This is a genomic window from Nannocystis punicea (assembly GCF_026965555.1).
Classification (GTDB): domain Bacteria; phylum Myxococcota_A; class Polyangia; order Nannocystales; family Nannocystaceae; genus Nannocystis; species Nannocystis punicea.
The window spans coordinates 10,917,391-10,932,903 of sequence record NZ_CP114040.1 but is presented as its reverse complement, the minus strand read 5'-3'; the positions used below and the strand labels follow the sequence as shown (position 1 = coordinate 10,932,903).

At 71.7% G+C, this 15,513-nt stretch carries 8 protein-coding genes and 4 tRNA genes; 6 read left to right on the top strand and 6 right to left on the bottom strand.

Annotation, left to right across the window (positions count from 1 at the left end):
* Positions 1-6: 6 nt before the first annotated feature.
* A complete protein-coding gene (locus O0S08_RS41820) occupies positions 7-369 on the bottom strand; it encodes a cupin domain-containing protein (RefSeq protein ID WP_269035114.1) in 363 nt (120 codons plus the stop codon).
* Between the two features lie 112 nt (positions 370-481).
* Here O0S08_RS41820 and O0S08_RS41815 point away from each other — a divergent pair, with 112 nt between their 5' ends.
* Together O0S08_RS41815 and O0S08_RS41810 are read left to right on the top strand one after the other, a co-directional pair.
* A complete protein-coding gene (locus tag O0S08_RS41815; protein WP_269035113.1) occupies positions 482-1,354 on the top strand; it encodes a CAP domain-containing protein in 873 nt (290 codons plus the stop codon).
* A gap of 52 nt (positions 1,355-1,406) precedes the next feature.
* Positions 1,407-3,680, top strand: coding sequence for a response regulator (locus O0S08_RS41810; protein WP_269035112.1), 2,274 nt, complete (start codon positions 1,407-1,409; stop codon positions 3,678-3,680).
* A 70-nt stretch (positions 3,681-3,750) separates the two neighbouring features.
* Here O0S08_RS41810 and O0S08_RS41805 read toward each other — a convergent pair whose 3' ends face one another.
* Positions 3,751-5,520 (bottom strand): M61 family metallopeptidase, encoded by a 1,770-nt coding sequence (locus tag O0S08_RS41805; RefSeq protein ID WP_269035111.1) that lies wholly within the window; start codon positions 5,518-5,520, stop codon positions 3,751-3,753.
* A 527-nt stretch (positions 5,521-6,047) separates the two neighbouring features.
* Between O0S08_RS41805 and O0S08_RS41800 the strand changes: the two genes are divergently transcribed.
* The 4 genes from O0S08_RS41800 to O0S08_RS41785 all read left to right on the top strand — a co-directional run bounded on the left by O0S08_RS41800 (position 6,048) and on the right by O0S08_RS41785 (position 6,394).
* Positions 6,048-6,112: transfer RNA gene (locus tag O0S08_RS41800), tRNA-Cys, on the top strand.
* Between the two features lie 23 nt (positions 6,113-6,135).
* Positions 6,136-6,206: transfer RNA gene (locus O0S08_RS41795), tRNA-Cys, on the top strand.
* Positions 6,207-6,229: 23 nt separating this feature from the next.
* Positions 6,230-6,300 (top strand) — tRNA-Cys (locus O0S08_RS41790).
* Positions 6,301-6,323: 23 nt separating this feature from the next.
* Positions 6,324-6,394 (top strand) — tRNA-Cys (locus O0S08_RS41785).
* Between the two features lie 179 nt (positions 6,395-6,573).
* Here the strand turns inward: O0S08_RS41785 and O0S08_RS41780 are convergent.
* The 4 genes from O0S08_RS41780 to O0S08_RS41765 form a co-directional block, all read right to left on the bottom strand.
* Positions 6,574-7,854, bottom strand: a complete 1,281-nt coding sequence (locus tag O0S08_RS41780) for a hypothetical protein (RefSeq protein WP_269035110.1) — start codon at positions 7,852-7,854, stop codon at positions 6,574-6,576.
* A 938-nt stretch (positions 7,855-8,792) separates the two neighbouring features.
* Complete coding sequence (locus O0S08_RS41775) at positions 8,793-11,735, bottom strand: serine/threonine-protein kinase (protein ID WP_269035109.1); 2,943 nt, start codon at positions 11,733-11,735, stop codon at positions 8,793-8,795.
* A 174-nt stretch (positions 11,736-11,909) separates the two neighbouring features.
* Entirely contained in the window at positions 11,910-13,196 is a 1,287-nt protein-coding gene (locus tag O0S08_RS41770; protein ID WP_269035108.1) for a dicarboxylate/amino acid:cation symporter, read from the bottom strand.
* A 124-nt stretch (positions 13,197-13,320) separates the two neighbouring features.
* Entirely contained in the window at positions 13,321-15,312 is a 1,992-nt protein-coding gene (locus O0S08_RS41765) for an IgGFc-binding protein (protein ID WP_269035107.1), read from the bottom strand.
* Positions 15,313-15,513: the final 201 nt, after the last annotated feature.

Here is a 15,513-nt window from a genome sequence, read left to right as displayed (position 1 = left end):
GAAGGGTCACGGGTCGCGGTGGACGGTGTCGGGCGAGAAGGCCGGCAGGCACACGGCGATGTACTCGGCGCCCTCGTCGCCGGGCGTGCTGTAGCGGACGCGCTCGCCGCCGCGGACGAGCACCGCCTGGCCGGCGGTGACGTCGAGCGTGCCGCCGTCGTGTTCGACGCGGAGGGTGCCGCGCAGGACCAGCGAGTACTCGTCGAATTCGGGCCTCTGGCCGCGCTCTCGCCAGCCCGCGGGCGAGCGCATGTGGGCGATGCTGACGGCGGTCGCGTGGGTGTTGACGCGGCCGACGTACTCGTCGATGAGCTTGGGCGGCTCGCCGTCGGCGACGACGCGCGTGGGCTGGGCGATGAGCTTGGGCATGAGGTGAGGTTACCCGGAGGCTCGCGCGCAGGATGTCGTCCGCAGGCCCCAAAGGCGCGTCGCGGATGATGAGGGCTTGAGGCGAGCGCGACGCGGAGGCTAAGGTCGAAGCATGCTCAGCTCGCTACGCATTTCCGGGGTCGCGCTCGCGGTGCTCGTCGCTGGTTGTTATTCGGGCCTCGGCACCGACGAGACCGCGCTGATCTCCGGCGGCAGCGAGGCGGCCGACAGCAGCGAGGGCGCGGGCGACAGCGAGGGCGGCGGCGATGCCACCGACGGCGACGGTGGTTCGATGTCGGGCGCGAGTGTCGATCCCGGCTCGACGAGCGAAGACGACGGCACCACCTCGCCGGCGGCGACCACCGGCGGCGAGCCCGCCACGAGCACCACCACGGGGCCCGACGTGACCACCGGTCCCGATCCGGGGACGACCATGAACGATCCCTCCGGCGGCACGACTGGCGATCCCGGGACGACGTCGACGTCCACGACTGGCGAGCCTGCGAATCCGGACGTGCCCGACGGGGTGCCCTACTGCGAGCCGGCCAAGGGCTGGGATCCGGCATGGAAGCAGCTGGAGGAGGACGTCCTGGCGCTGGTCAATCAAAGGCGGGCGGAGGGCGCGAACTGCGGCGCGCAGGGCAACTTCGGGCCCGCGGGCCCGCTGACGATGGACCCGGCGCTGCGGTGCGCGGCGCGCATGCACTCCAAGGACATGAACGACCGCAACTTCTTCGACCACACCAACCCTGACGGCGAGCCGCCGTGGGACCGGATGGGCAAGGCGGGTTACGGCAACTACAGCAACGCCGGCGAGAACATCGCCGGCGGGTCCCCCGACGCGGCCGGAACGATGGACCAGTGGATGAACAGCGACGGCCACTGCGCCAACATCATGAACCCCGCGTTCGAGCACATCGGCGTGGGGTACTACCCCGGCGGCCAGTGGGGCCACCTGTGGACGCAAGTGTTCGGAGCGAAGTAGCGCGCGCGTAGCATTTTTGCCACGCGTCCGGCTACCATAGCGCCGTCCGGGCATGCCGAACCTCGTGAGCGCGAGCTTTTCCCGCCTCCTCGATCTGTCGAGCGATTGGCTCGCCATCCTCGGCCCCACGGGCGAGCTGCAGGCGGCCAACGTGGCCCTGCGGCAATTGTTCGGCGGACCGCCGCTCGGCATGGCGTTCGTCGAACTGCTGCGCCCGGTCGACCAACCGGCGTGGGTCGACGCCTGGCGCCGCGCGTGCTCGGGCGAGACGGCCCGCGTGGTCTGTCGCCCGCGGGCCGGCGAACTGGCTGTCGCTTGGACCATGGTCCAAGAGCCAGGTTGCGAGGATGTGTGCGTGGTCGGCCGCCCGGCCGAGGACCCGCGCGCGCTGCAGGGCGAGGTGCTGCGCAGCGTGGTCGCCAACGTGCCGATCGTGCTGTTCGCGACCGACGCCCGCGGGGCGCTGCTGCTGCTCGAGGGCCGCGGGCTGCAGGCGCTCGGGCTCGAGCCGCGCGGCTACCTCGGCGAGCCGGTGTACGAGGTGTTCGCCGGCTTGCCGGCGCTGCTCGACGGGGTGCGGCGGGCGCTCAAGGGCTTGAGCCTGCGCGGGGTGTTCGAGTTCACCGACCGCCACTTCGAGACGTGGACGGCGCCGTTCCACGACGCGCACGGGACCCAGCTGGGCGCGATCGGGGTGGCGACGGACATCAGCGAGAGCGTGCGCTCGGAGCGACGGCTGCGCGAGCTGAACGAGAAGCTCGAGGTGGCCCGCGACGAGGCGATCGAGGCCAGCCGGGCCAAGAGCGCCTTCCTGGCCAACATGAGCCACGAGCTGCGGACGCCGCTCAACGCGATCATCGGCTACTCGGAGATCGTGCTCGAGGAGCTGCGCGGGCGTCGCGACCAGGTCGCGGTCGACGTGCAGAAGATCCACGGCGCCGGCAACCACCTGCTCGGAATCATCAGCGACATCCTCGACCTGTCGAAGATCGAGGCCGGCCGCATGGAGCTGCACATCGAGACGTTCTCGGTGCAGAACATGCTGAACGACGTGTGCAACACGGCCCAGCGGCTGATGTCGCAGAACCACAACGCGTTCGACCTGCACATCGCCGACGAGCTCGGCGACATGACGGCCGACCTGACCAAGGTGCGGCAGGTGCTGTTCAACCTGCTCAGCAACGCGGCCAAGTTCACCGAGCGCGGGCGCATCGCGCTCGAGGTGCGGCGGCTGCCGTGCGCCGCGGCGGAGGCCGGCGCCCCGCGCGACCGCAGCCAGGACTGGTTCGAGTTCGTGGTCGCCGACAACGGCATCGGCATGTCGGCCGAGCAGACGAACCGCCTGTTCCAGACGTTTTATCAGGGCGACTCGTCGACGACCCGCAAGTACGGCGGGACCGGCCTCGGGCTGGCGATCAGCCGCAGGTTCTGTCAGATGATGGCCGGCGAGATCGCGGTCGAGAGCGCCCAGGGCACCGGCTCGACGTTCCGCGTGCGTCTGCCGGCGCGGGTCATCGGCGCCAGCCTGCCGGCCGAGGAGGGCTCGCGCGAGCCGACCCTGCCGATCGGCCCGCGCAGCGAGGCGGCGCCGCAGGCGATGCTGGTCATCGACGACGACCCCAACGTCTACGACCTGATGGAGCGGATCTTGAGCCGCGAGGGGCTCGAGGTCTACGGCGCGGCGACCGGCAAGGAGGGCCTGGCGCTGGCCAAGCGGCTCAAGCCGGTGGTGATCGCGCTCGACATCATGATGCCGGGGATGGACGGCTGGGCGGTGCTGCAGGCGATTCGCGCCGACCCGGACCTCAAGGGCACGGCGGTAGTGGTGGTCAGCATGCTCGACGAGAAGCCGCTCGGGCTGGCGCTCGGGGCCGACGACTACCTGACCAAGCCGCTGCGCCGCGAGCAGCTGGTCGCCAGCATCCAGCGGCTGGTGCCGGTGCGCGACGGCTACATTTTGGTGGTCGAGGACGACGAGGGCCTGCGCGAGCTGCTGCAGCGCACGCTGCTCGAGGAGGGCTGGTCGGTGCGGGTGGCCAGCACCGGGCCGCAGGCGCTCGAGATGATCGAGAAGAGCCGGCCGGGCCTGATCCTGCTCGACCTGAAGATCCCCGAGCTCGACGGCTACGAGGTGCTGCAGCGGATCCGCAGCCGCCCCGAGTTCGTGCGCGTGCCCGTGGCGGTGATGGCGGCCCAGGAGCTGGCCCGCGACGACTGGGAGCGCCTCGGCGGCCGCGTCGAGCAGGTCATCCAGAAGGGGATGTACTCGCGCAACCGATTGATGCGCGAGATCCGTCGCCTCGCGGCCCACTTCGTCCGGCGTTGATCAGTGTTTTGAAGGCATGCCCTTCGGGGCATGTTGTCGGAAGCATGTTCGAAGGGTCATGTCCCCGGGGTCATGCACCCGACAGCTCGCGCGCGCAGGCGGCGCGGCGCTCGGGCGTGAGGCCCGGGGCGAGCTCGAGCTGCTGCACCGGGATCTCCCGCTCGCCCTCGGGCTTGAAGGTGATCCGGCGCTCGCGCTTGCCCTGGCGGACGTCGACGACGTAGGGGACGGTCGAGTTGCCGGCCTCGCCGGACACGCCGACGATCGTCATGCCGTCGCGCAGGCCGGCGCGCCAGGCGGGCGAGCCCTTGCGCAGGCCGACGACGCGGCCGGCGGCCTTGGTGGCGCCGACGTCCCAGCCGCGCTCGAAGTCGCGGCGGGGGATCGTGACGACGCGGACGCACGGGCCGAACACGTCGGCGGGCAGGGTGATGGTGGCGCCCTGGACGACGAAGCGCTCGAGGTCGGCGGCGAGGTCGGGGCCGCCGAGCTCGCGGTAGACCGGCGGGAACACGCCGGCGGCGTCGGGGGCGAGCTTCACGGGCGAAGCCTGGACCCTGGCGCGCATGGCCTTGAGGACATCGTCGAGGTCGCGCGCGCCGCCGGTGGCCTGGCGCAGCTGTTGCTCCCAGATGGCGGCGAGCAGCGGGCCGCGGCGGTACGGCAGGCGACTGACGGCCTGGACGTTCCAGTAGTCGGCGACGACCCGCGCGTTGGGCTCGTCGCGCACCGGCGAGGTCCAGTACTCGACGAGGGAGCCGTTCCAGGCGGCGACGAAGTCCTCGAGGCTGTAGAGGCCGGCGCGCAGGAGCAGGCGCCAGGTGTAGAACTCGGTGAAGCCTTCGGCGAACCACTTGCCGGCGCCCTCGGCCGGGCCCTCGGCCTGACCGCCGAGCTGACGCGCGTTCCAGGTGTGGAAGTACTCGTGGCCCAGGAGGTGGCGCAGCTCGGCGAACGGGGCGTCCTCGGACATGGTGAGCGAGAAGGCGTCGGAGCGGCCGGTGCCGCCGAGCGAGAGCTGGCCCTCGACCTTCTTCTGCGGCGCGAGGGTGATCAGGAAGGCGCCGTCCTTGTCGCCCCAGAACTCGCGCTCGGCGGCGATGACGGCCAGCGAGAGGTCGAAGAAGGCGTCGCGCTTGAAGTCGTAGTCGCCGAGGAGCGCCACGCGCACCTGGCCGCTCGGATCGGTGCGGAGGTCGAGGTCGCGGCCGCCGATGACGATGCTCTCGACGACGTCGCCGACGACTCCCGGCCGCGCGCCCGCGAGGTGCTCGAGGTCGCTGGCGAAGTGAAAGCCGGCCGGCGCGCCGCGCCAGGCGAAGGTGGCAGGGTCGTCCTCGCGGCCGGCAGGGAAGGCGAACAGGGCCTCGCCGAACACGTCGAACCAGCCGGGCCGGATGATCGGTTTGAAGGGCTGGCCGTCCTCGGAGGTCGGGTCGCGGTCGAAGCCGGAGACGAGGCGATAGCGGACCACGAGCGGCGCGTCCGGGGCCGCGGAGATCTTCCGGACCGCAGGGCCGTCGTCGCTGACGGCGGTGGCGCCGTCGATCTCGAGGTCGCGGAGCAGGCTCCACAGCTCGCGGGCGTCGCCCCATTGCTCGGGGAGCTGGAGGCGCGTGAGACCGGAGGCGTCGCCGCGCAGGCGCAGCTCGACCTGCAGGGCGACGAGGGCGTCCTGCTCGAACACGGGCGAGAGGGTGTAGGCGACGGGCTCGCGGGCCGGGGCGGTGGCGGGCGGTGGCGGCTCGGGAGCCGGAGCCGGGGCCGGGCGCGTGACGGTGCAGGCGCAGGTGAGCGCGAGGAGCGAGATGGCGGCGATCGCTGGCGAGCGGCGGGGCACGAGGGGCGCGACATTAACGGCCGCGCGGCGCCGCCTCAAGGCTCGTAGACAGGGTTGCAGCGGGCTGTCCGTCGCGGCGCCGAGGTCGCGCGAGTGCGCGAGGGCACACGAGATGCAGGCGAATCGGTGGAGTGCTGCACGGCACCTCCGAGATGAGCTTCTCGTTAAAAGAAATGAGATTGTGAATCGTAGGAGTTGACGGGGCGGGGAGTCGGTGGTATCCCATTCGCATCATGCCCGGTGCGGCCAACATCGACCTGTCGCAGCGCGCGCGCTTTCAGCCGCGCAGCGCGACGTCGTTGTGTCGACTCTGAGGCGGCGGCTCGGTCCGAGCTGCAGGGCCCCTCTTCTAAAACGAGAGGGAGACAGAATTCGGCTCGTGGGCCGTGCGCCGGCGCCTGGTCGCCGGTCGGCCCCTCCGGTCGTGGTCACCGCATTCGCGGCGCCGCCGGACCGGTCATGGTCGCATGATTCGCGCCACCGCCTCGTCGCGGCCGCGTCAATCTGACGATGCCGAATGATCATTGGGCGCCGAGTGGCCAGGTGCCCGTCTGCAAAACGGGCCAGTCGGGTTCGAATCCCGACGGGACCTTTGATTGAAAGAGAAGAGAAGCCGGTCCCGTGTCCGAGTGGCCAGGTGCCCGTCTGCAAAACGGGCCAGTCGGGTTCGAATCCCGACGGGACTTTTGATTGAAAGAGAAGAGAAGCCGGTCCCGTGTCCGAGTGGCCAGGTGCCCGTCTGCAAAACGGGCTAGTCGGGTTCGAATCCCGACGGGACCTTTGATTGAGAGAGAAGAGAAGCCGGTCCCGTGTCCGAGTGGCCAGGTGCCCGTCTGCAAAACGGGCTAGTCGGGTTCGAATCCCGACGGGACCTTTGATTGAGAGAGAAGAGAAGCCGGTCCCGTGTCCGAGTGGCCAGGTGCTCGTCTGCAAAACGGGCCAGTACAGCCGCTCCGAAGTTCTCCAGGGGTTCGCGCGGCGCGGCGCCTTCGGTCCGCGAGGAAGTCGCTGGCTCGGAGTGCATGCATCGAGGCACGCCATGGGCAAAGAGCGTCACGGGCACGGCGCGAGGTACGGTTGAAACCACGCCTCGTCGCCGCCGCCGTCCGGCGCCAGCAGCACGCCCGCGTGCAGGCCGTGGCGCAGCACCACCGGCGTGTAGCCGTCGTGGAAGGTGCCCTCGCTCGGCCCCAGCGCCAGCGGCGTCGGATCGACGCTCGTCCAGCCGCCCGCCTCGTGGCGCAGCAGCGCGATCTGACCGCCGTCGAAATGCCACTGCTTGAAGTAGCGGCGCCGGCCCTGCGAGTCGGTCGGCGTGTGGATCATGCCGTGCCCGCCGGTCCAGCCGACCTCGATCACTCCGTCCGGGTGCGAGGCTCGCAGCGATCGAGGACCTACGGGCGCCGGCAGCGATTCGGGCGAGCCGAAGCTCGAGCTCGCGGGATCCCAGCGCAGCAGCGTGCGCGCGCCGGCCTCGTCCGCGACGAGACCTGGGCGGGTCGCCGACGGGAACACGTGCAGCAGCGAGTGACAGCCGGCTTCCCCGGCCAGCGACGGGTCGATCGCCAGCTCGCGCAGGAACGGCGCCTTCGCGGTCACCTCGACCGCGCGCCACGGAGCTCCGGGCGCGACCAGCAGCAGCGCGTCGTCGTGGATCAGCGGATAGAAATTCGGGCACGCGCTGGTCAGCTCGAGCTCGCGGTGCGCCGCCCCGCGCACGATGCCAGCGCGCGCCGGCGCATCCGTGGTCGACGCGGCGACCTCGACGATCGTGCACGCGCCCGCGTGGCAATGCACCTGCTTGCGCCGCCCCGAGTCCGAAGTTCGCGTCACCCGTGCGGTCGCCAGATCGATGGTGTACAGCGCGGTCCTGGAGATCGACCGATCTGGGCTGGCGAGCGAGTGCTCGACGATCGCCTGCCCGCCCGCGACGCCGATCGCCCCGGGCCAGCCCCACGCGATGTCCGGCAGCGATCGCGGCGTACCGGGCCGCAGCGCGCCGTCGGGGCCCAGCTCGACCTGCAGCAGCGTGCCGGCGCCGCGCTGCGCCACGCTGAACAGCACGAGCCCGTTGGCGTCGCCGCCGAGCGCCACCGGATCGGCGTACGCGATCGGGATCGGCGTCGTCACCAGAGCGCCGCGCTCGTCGAGCCCGACGATCACGGTCTGTACCTCGGCCCCGACGCCCTGCCACGCCAGCGCGAAGCTCCGTCCGTCGATCTCGACCGTGGGGCCCGGGTGGCTCAGCGGCGGATGACTCGCGGGCGCGCTCGAGCGGCAGCTCGCGCGCGGTCCCGCGGGCGCCGGTGCGGTGTCGGGCGCCGGTGCGACCACGGGGGCCGGCTCCGGGCCGCGGGCGCTCGGCGTGTCCGCCCGCCCGCCGCAACCATGAAACACGAGGCATGCGCCACTGAAGATCCACGAGGCTCGCTGCACCCCGCCGCGAACGGCCGACGGCAACGCCGTATTCACCGGACGTCCGGGGTCCCCTGGAGATATCCAGCGTGAAAAGCGCGCATTCGTCCACGCTGCGGTGAAGCGGCGGCGCGCGAACCCCTGGAGAACTTCGGAGCAGCTGTACCAGTCGGGTTCGAATCCCGACGGGACCTTTGATCGAGAGAAGAGTGGCCAGGTGCTCGTCTGCAAAACGGGCTGGTCGGGTTCGAATCGCGACGGGGCCTTTGATTGAGAGAGAAGAGAAGCCGGTCCCGTGTCCGAGGGGCCAGGTGCTCGTCTGCAAAACGGACTGGTCGGGTCGAATAGCGACGGGGCCTTCTATGCACTGAAGCGGCACCGCGTGTGCCGTGGGAGACAGGTGCTGCCGATCCGAGACGAGTCTCGGAGGACATGGTCTTTGGGTCAGTCTTTGTGTAGCGGGTTGTTGCCGCCGGCGCGGGTATGCGTCCTGGTCTTCATCGGGAGCTCGTTTCTCGGCCGTTTGTGGCCGATCGTCACGCTGACAGGCGTCGCGGCGGACGTCGAGGCTGCGAGATCGCTCCTGGTGTTCGGCCTCGCGCCCGCGAGTCGGACCGAAGTGCGTGGCGGCGCACCGCGTGTGCCGTGGCGAGCAGGACAAGGCCGGGGCGGACGTCGTGCTGTCTTTAAGGACATGTCCAAGGAGACATGTCCATTTAAAATTTCAGCGGAGTGGGTTGTGGGCCACGCCGGAGCGGGGCTTGGGTTTGGTCTTCACGTCGCCTCGTTTCTCGGCCGCGCACGGCCGACCGCCCCGCTGGTTGCAGCGGGCGGCGGAGTCGAGGCGGTGAGGCCGCTCAGAGGGTGATGCCGTTGCCGGCGCAGGCGCTGTAGACGGCGCTGCGGCGTGCACCGGTGAGCTGGTCGGCGGCCGAGCGCGCGTTGTCGGCGTTGCCGGCCTTGCACGCGGACACGCCCATGAGCTCGATCGCCTCCTGCGTGCGCGTGAGCCCGTTGGCCTGCTTGGCGAGGCTGTACGCGAGCGGGTGGTTGCCCTGCTGGGCGGCCTGGCGGGCGCGGTCGAGGGTGTCCTTGGCCTTGGTGGCGTTGTCCTCGACGGGCGGCTTGGGCGTGGGCGCGGGCGTCGGGTTGGTGGCCGCAGGCGTGGGCGGACCCGGGAGCGAGGTGCCGGCCTCTGCCGCCTTCCTGTAGGCCTCCTCCTGGGCCTTCTTGGCCTCCATGTGCTTGCGGACCTGATCGAACAGATCCTCCTCCTCCTCCTCGGGCTCGGCGGCCTTGGCCTTCCGCTTCTTCTTCTTCTTCGGCTCCTCGCTCTCGACGTCGGGCGGCGGGGGCTCCGGGTCGGGCGGCGGGGCGACGATCGGGACCGGGTCGGGCGGCGGGGGCTCGACCTTGGCGGGCGTCGGCGGGGGCTCGACCTTGGCGGGCGTCGGCGTGGCCTTCGGCTCGACCTTGGCGGGCGGCGGGGTCACTGCGCGATTGCCCTGGGGCGCCACTTGCGGCTCGGTCTGGATGTACGCGGCTGCGCCCGCGGCCAGCGCGGCGCCGAGGCCGACGATGGCGACCCACGGGGTCTTCCGCTTCGGCAGCTCGGCGATGATCGACTCGGTCGGCCGCAGCTCGGCGCTCGAGGTCAGGCGCTCGCCCGACTGCGACTGCCGGAGGGCCGCGGCTCGCAGCGCCTCGGGGTGCACGTCCGCGGCCGCCACCCGGCGAGCGCTGACCGACGCGGCCGGATGAATCTCTTCTGCTGGCTGAGAGGACAGGGCCGCAGGGACAGCCACGATCTCGGCGGCGCGGGCTCGGGTCGAGTCGGCGGGCGCGGGGGCGCGGACCGAGTCGGCGGGCACGGGGCCACGCATCGACTCGCTCGCCGCGGCGCGGGCCGAGTCGCCGGGCGCGGGGATCCGGACGATCTCGGCGGGACGCGGGGCTTCGGCGGGCCTGTCCGAAGAGAAAGGTGGCGGAGGCGGCACCGGGGCGACCACCGCCGCGGTCGGCTCCGGCGCGGGCGGAGGCGGAGACGGCGGCTCGGCGGCGACGGGCGCGGGAGTGACGGGCGCGGCGGCGACGGGCGCGGGAGTGACGGGCGCAGCGGCGACGGGCGCGGGAGTGACGGGCGCAGCGGCGACGGGCGCAGGAGTGTCGGGCGCGGCGACGGGAGTGACGGGGGCCGCGGCGACGGGCGCGGGAGGCTCGGCTGCGACGGGCGCAGCGGCGACCGGCGCAGCAGCGACGGGCGCAGCAGCGACGGGCGCGGGAGGCTCGGCGGCGACGGGCGCAGCGGCGACCGGTGCAGCGGGCGGAGGTTCGGGCGCGGGGGCAGGCGCGGCGGCGACCGGCGTGGGCTCAGGCGCAGCGGCGACCGGCGGAGGCGGGGGCGGCTGGGCGGCTGCCGGCGCGGCGGGGGCGGGCGCCTCGGCGGGCTTGTCGGCTGCTCCTTCGGACATGGCCGGAGAGGCAGGTGCAGCGGCGACCGGCTCGGACGGCCGGCGCTGCGAAGGGATCAGCGTCGGCATCGCGATCGAGGGCGGCCGCCGCGGGCCGACGGGCGGCGGAGGAGCGATCGAGGTTGACGGCGGCGGCGGCGGGGCCGGCGGGGACGCGGGGGCGTCGATGAGGCCGCGCATGACCACCGACGGGGCGATCTTCGCCGGCGCGGTGGTGGGGAGCGCCGGCGGCTCCTCGACGGCGGCACCGGCGGCGGCGGCCGAGCTGACCGGAGGGACAGGTGCGGAGAGGTTGTCCGAAGAGACAGGTAGCGTCGAGGCCAGCGGCTTGGCCGGCGGCGGCGGCGGCGGCGGCGTGGGGGCCGGCGGCGGCTCGGCGGGCGCGGCGGCGACGGCGACCGGCGTGCCGGCCTCGTCGGCGGGGATGGCCGACAGCGCGGCGACGAAGGCCTCCATGCTCGGGTGGCGATCGGCGGGCGACTTGGCCAGCGCCTTGAGCACGACCTCCTCGACGGCGGCCGGGATCTCGGCGTCGGGCGCCGCCTGCCGCAGCGGCGTCGGCGTGGCGTGGAGGTGCTGCGCGACCAGGCGGATCGGGTTGGTCTCGTTGAACGGCACCTTCCCGGTCAGCAGCTCGTAGGCGATGATGCCGAACGAGTAGACGTCGGTGCGGATGTCGATCGGCTCGCCGCAGCCCTGCTCCGGCGCGGCGTAGCGGGCCATCTGCACCCCGACCTCGCCGGCGCCCGGGCCGAGGTTGGCGGCGATGTGCTCGAACACCGCCGTGCTCACGATCTTGATCGCCTCGTTCTTCGGCCGGTTGCGCACCGCGTAGCAGTGCTGCGCCTGCAAGGTGCCGAGCACGATGCCGCGCTCGTGCAGCGCCTGCAGGAGCTGGCTCAGGCGGATGAAGAGGTGGCGGGCCCGGGACCACGGCAGCCGTCCCCCTCGCTCGAGCATCGCCGACAGGTGGTCGCCGTCGAGGAAGTCGGTGACGATGAAGAGCTCGCCCTCGAGGGTCATGCCGACGTCGAAGGCGTCGACGAGGTTGACCAACGCATCAGGCTGCTGCTGCTGGATCTTGACGTTGCGATCGATGCGGGCGCGGATCCGCGAGACCATCGCAGGGTTCTGCGCGAGGCTCGGCACGAGGATTCGGACCGCCACGGGGCGGTTCATCAAGAGGTCGTCGGCGCGGTAGACCGCGCCGGTCGAACCCTGACCGATGGATTGGGTGATCCGGTAGCGGTTGGCCAGCAGCACGCCGAGAAGCGCAGAACGAGGCTTCCACGCGGCGACATCGCCAGCCTGCTCGAGAAGGGGCGCCATGGAGCACTAACATACCGAGTTCTGTGGGCCCCGACGACTGGGCCCTGCACCCGACCTCGCGGTTTCGATGTGCGATCGAGCGCGCGCGCCTCCGGACGGCGCGGCTCCGGGCCGACCCGAGCCGCGCGGGAGGTGGGGGACAAGGGCCGCACCTCCGCCGGGTGCGAGGCAGGCTCACCTGTCCGTAGGAACAGATTTTTTCAGGAAGTCCGGGCTCCACAGGCCTTCGCTGCGGGCGACGAAGGCCGCGGCGACGTGGTCGCCGAGGACGTTCACGGCGGTGCGCGCCATGTCGAGGATCCGGTCGATGCCGATGATGACGGCGATTCCTTCGCCCGGGACGCCGAACATGGTCAGCATGCCGACCAGCAAGGGGATCGAGCCGCCGGGGACGGCGGCGGCGCCGACCGAGGTGAGCACCGCCATGGCGATGACGACGGCCATCTGGCCGAGGCTGAGCGCCACCCCGAAGACCTGGCACAGGAAGATCACCGTGATGCCCTCGAACAGGGCGGTGCCGTTCATGCACATGGTGGCGCCGAGCGGATAGACGAAGCCGCAGATCCGCGGCGGTATGCCGAGGTTTTGCTGGCCGACGAGGAGGTTGGTCGGCAGGGTGGCGCTGCTCGAGGAGGTCGAGAACGCCGTGACCAGGGCGGCGCGGATCTTGGAGAAGAAGATCCGCGGGCTGACGCCGACGAGGCCGCGGATCACCAGGCCCATGGTGCCGACGGCGTGCAGGGCGAGGGCGCCCAGGACGAGCCCGACGTAGACGCCGAGCGGGGCCAGCAGGGCGAAGCCGAACAGGGCGGTGACGCCGAAGATCAGGCCGGCCACGCCGTACGGCGCCAGCTTCATGGCGATGTCGACGACCGCCGAAATGACGTCGGCGAGCGCCTCGAGGAAGCCCATCATCGTCTTCTGTCGGTCCTCGCGGATCAGGGTGATGCCGGCGCCGAACATCAGGCCGAAGAAGATCACGCCGAGCATGTCGCCGTCGACGGCCGACTTGAGCGGGTTGCGGGTGACGATGCCGACGAAGGTCTCGACGCCGAACGAGGTCGGCGCGGGCGGGGGGCCGCTGGTGCGCGCGTACTGGGCCACGAGCTCGTCGCGCACCGCCGGTGACACGTAGGCGCCGGGCTCGACGAGGCTGACGAGCAGGAGGCCGAGAGCGGAGGCGAGCGCGGTGGTGATCAGGAAGAAGGCGAGGGTCTTGACGCCCATGCGCCCGGCGCGGCGGATGTCGCCGACGCCGGCGACGCCCAGGGCGATGGAGGCGAACACCAGCGGCATCACCACCATCGACAGCATGCGCAGGAAGACCTGGCCGAGCGGGCCGGCGACGTACTTCAGCACGAACTGGACGACGGCATGGTCGGCGCCGAGGCCGAGGTTGGCGCCGAGGCCGAGGGCGGCGCCGACCGCGAGGCCGAGCAAGATCCGGGTGTGCAGCGGCATGCGGGGCGCATGGTAGGACATGCGGACCCATCCGCGCGCACCCGGGCGCACTTCGTCGTCGCACCCGGCGCCAGAGCCGCCGATGCGCGCGGGTCCGCGGGCCGGAGGCGGCGCCGCCGAGACCTCAGCCCGGAGCGATCTCCTTCAGCGCCATGCCGCCCGGGTAGGCGTACGAGGCGCCCTGGGCCTCGCCGACGACGATGACGCCGAAGGTGGTGGTCTTGGCCGAGGCGGTGTTGGTGCCCGGCTCGCAGGCGGCCTCGCCGGGGTTGATGTTGACGACGGCGGTGACGTACGGCGTGCCGGCGATCTGTTCCCAGTGGTCGTCGGGCACGAGGCCGCCGAGGCAGCCGAGCTCGACGTTGTTGTTCATGGCCTTGCGGACCAGGCGGACGTTGTCGTTGGCGTACGAGCTGTCGACCAGGAACACGTAGTCGCCGAGCCACTGCTCGCTCGGGACCATGAGCACCATCGACGGGTCGCCGGGGTTGCCGGCGACCGGCACGCCGGGGGCCTCGGAGCCGTACATGTAGCCGGCGACGAGGATCGGTTGGTTGGACTTGATGCGGAAGTCGCCGCTGGCGTTGAATTCTATGAAGCCGCCGGGAGGGATGGTCTGGGTGGCTTCGCCGAGGCCCTCGGGGGTGGGGGTGAAGGTGACGGTGGCGCCCTCCTCGCGCGCGAGCACTCGCCAGTACATGTCCTCGGTGCCGCGCTTGGGGCTGCGCAGCGCGACGTACTCGACGCCCCACGTCTCGACGGGGAAGATCTGCTCCTCGAGGTGGTCGCAGAAGGAGATCGCCTTGTTCGGCACCTGCCCGCACGAGTGGCCGCCGAACACCGCGATCGGCTTGTCGGCGACGATCTCCGAGCCGGTGGTGTCGCCGCTGTTGGTCTGCAGCTGGATGTAGTCGTAGCGGTCGAGGGTGACCTCGGTGGTGAGGCCCTTGAGCATCGGCGGCATGCCGTTCTGACCGCCGGCGACGCTGACCGTCGGCTTGATCGAGATCGTGGTGTCGTCGGTGGTGGCGACCACGACCAGCGAGGAGCCGCTGCCGAGGCCCTCGCCCCACGCGAGGTGGAAGTAGCGGGTGCCGAGCGCGTGGGTCGGGAGCAGCAGCGAGGCGTCGGTGGTGAAGGCCAGGGCGCCGCCGAGCGGGTTGAACTGGGTGGCGACGATCGGCAGGTCGGAGACGACGCGGAAGGCGCGGCCGGGGGCGATGCCGGAGCCGGTGAAGCCGGCGTCGCCGGGGTAGAAGCCGGTCTGGTTGTTGCTGCTGCCCGACAGCAGGAAGGTCCGGACCTGGCGCGGGGCGATCACGCCGGTCAGCAGCTTCTGCTCGGCGTCGTTCTTGTTGCCGTCGAAGATCTCGACGTTGACGGACTCGGTGGCGCTCGGGTTGGAGACGGCGACCGCGTAGACGAAGGCGTCGCGCGGCGGGACGTTGGCCATGTCGACGGCCCAGAACTCGCACCCGAGGCTCGACCGCCGCTTGGCCACCACGGCGCACGCGGGCTGGCAGCTGCCCATGTCGGCGTCGCACAGCTCGTCGCCGTCGCACGCCTCGGGCGGGTCGTAGCCGGTGCCGTGGTCGTTGCAGGTCTGGCGGGTGTTCTGGTCGGTGCAGGTCTGCTCGCCGGGGGTGCAGATGATGCCGCTGCAGCTGGCGCTCTCGACGTCACACGCCTGGTCTTCGGGACATGTGATTTGCTTGGGCGCCAGGCACCCGCAGGTCTCGAGCGTCATCGCGTCGACGCAGGTGGGCGGGGCGGCGCAGTCGCACGGCTGGCAGGACGTGGCGCCGTCCTGGCAGCCGGTGCCGGCGGGGCAGGGGTCGGCGGCCCAGCTGCCGCCGACGCAGATCTGGTGCGTCTCGCCGTCGCACCGCTCGTCGACGCCTTCGCAGCCGGGCTCACTGGTGGTCGGCTCGCTGGTCGGGCCGGCGGTGCTCGTGGTGGTCACCGGGGGGCCGGTGGTCTCGGTCGGGTTGCTGCTGGATGCGGTGGGGGTGACCGTCGACTCGCTCTCGCTCTCGGTCTCGGCCGGGGTGGTCGGTCCCGGGCAGCCGGCGAGGGCGAGGGCCACGGTCGGACATGCGAGCCGGCGTAAGGTCATGGTTCGATGGTGCCGCGGGTCCCACGGGTCGACAAGATCCAGGCGGACGTGGTGGTCTGCGGGTGCGCCCGGGATCGGCCCGAGCCTTCGCTTCGCATGTCCTTCTGGACAGGCCCACCGGCGGCCGGCTAAATTGCGCGGCTGTGACAGGCAGGGGGCGAGTACGGCGTTGCGCGGGTCTGCTGTTGGCGGCTTGCGAGG

What these genes read in the sequence shown, in the direction of transcription:
- O0S08_RS41820 (WP_269035114.1), bottom strand. Translation starts at nt 369, where the DNA reads ATGCCCAAGCTCATCGCCCAGCCCACGCGCGTCGTCGCCGACGGCGAG.
- O0S08_RS41815 (WP_269035113.1), top strand. Translation starts at nt 482, where the DNA reads ATGCTCAGCTCGCTACGCATTTCCGGGGTCGCGCTCGCGGTGCTCGTC.
- O0S08_RS41810 (WP_269035112.1), top strand. Translation starts at nt 1,407, where the DNA reads ATGCCGAACCTCGTGAGCGCGAGCTTTTCCCGCCTCCTCGATCTGTCG.
- O0S08_RS41775 (WP_269035109.1), bottom strand. Translation starts at nt 11,735, where the DNA reads ATGGCGCCCCTTCTCGAGCAGGCTGGCGATGTCGCCGCGTGGAAGCCT.
- O0S08_RS41770 (WP_269035108.1), bottom strand. Translation starts at nt 13,196, where the DNA reads ATGCCGCTGCACACCCGGATCTTGCTCGGCCTCGCGGTCGGCGCCGCC.
- O0S08_RS41765 (WP_269035107.1), bottom strand. Translation starts at nt 15,312, where the DNA reads ATGACCTTACGCCGGCTCGCATGTCCGACCGTGGCCCTCGCCCTCGCC.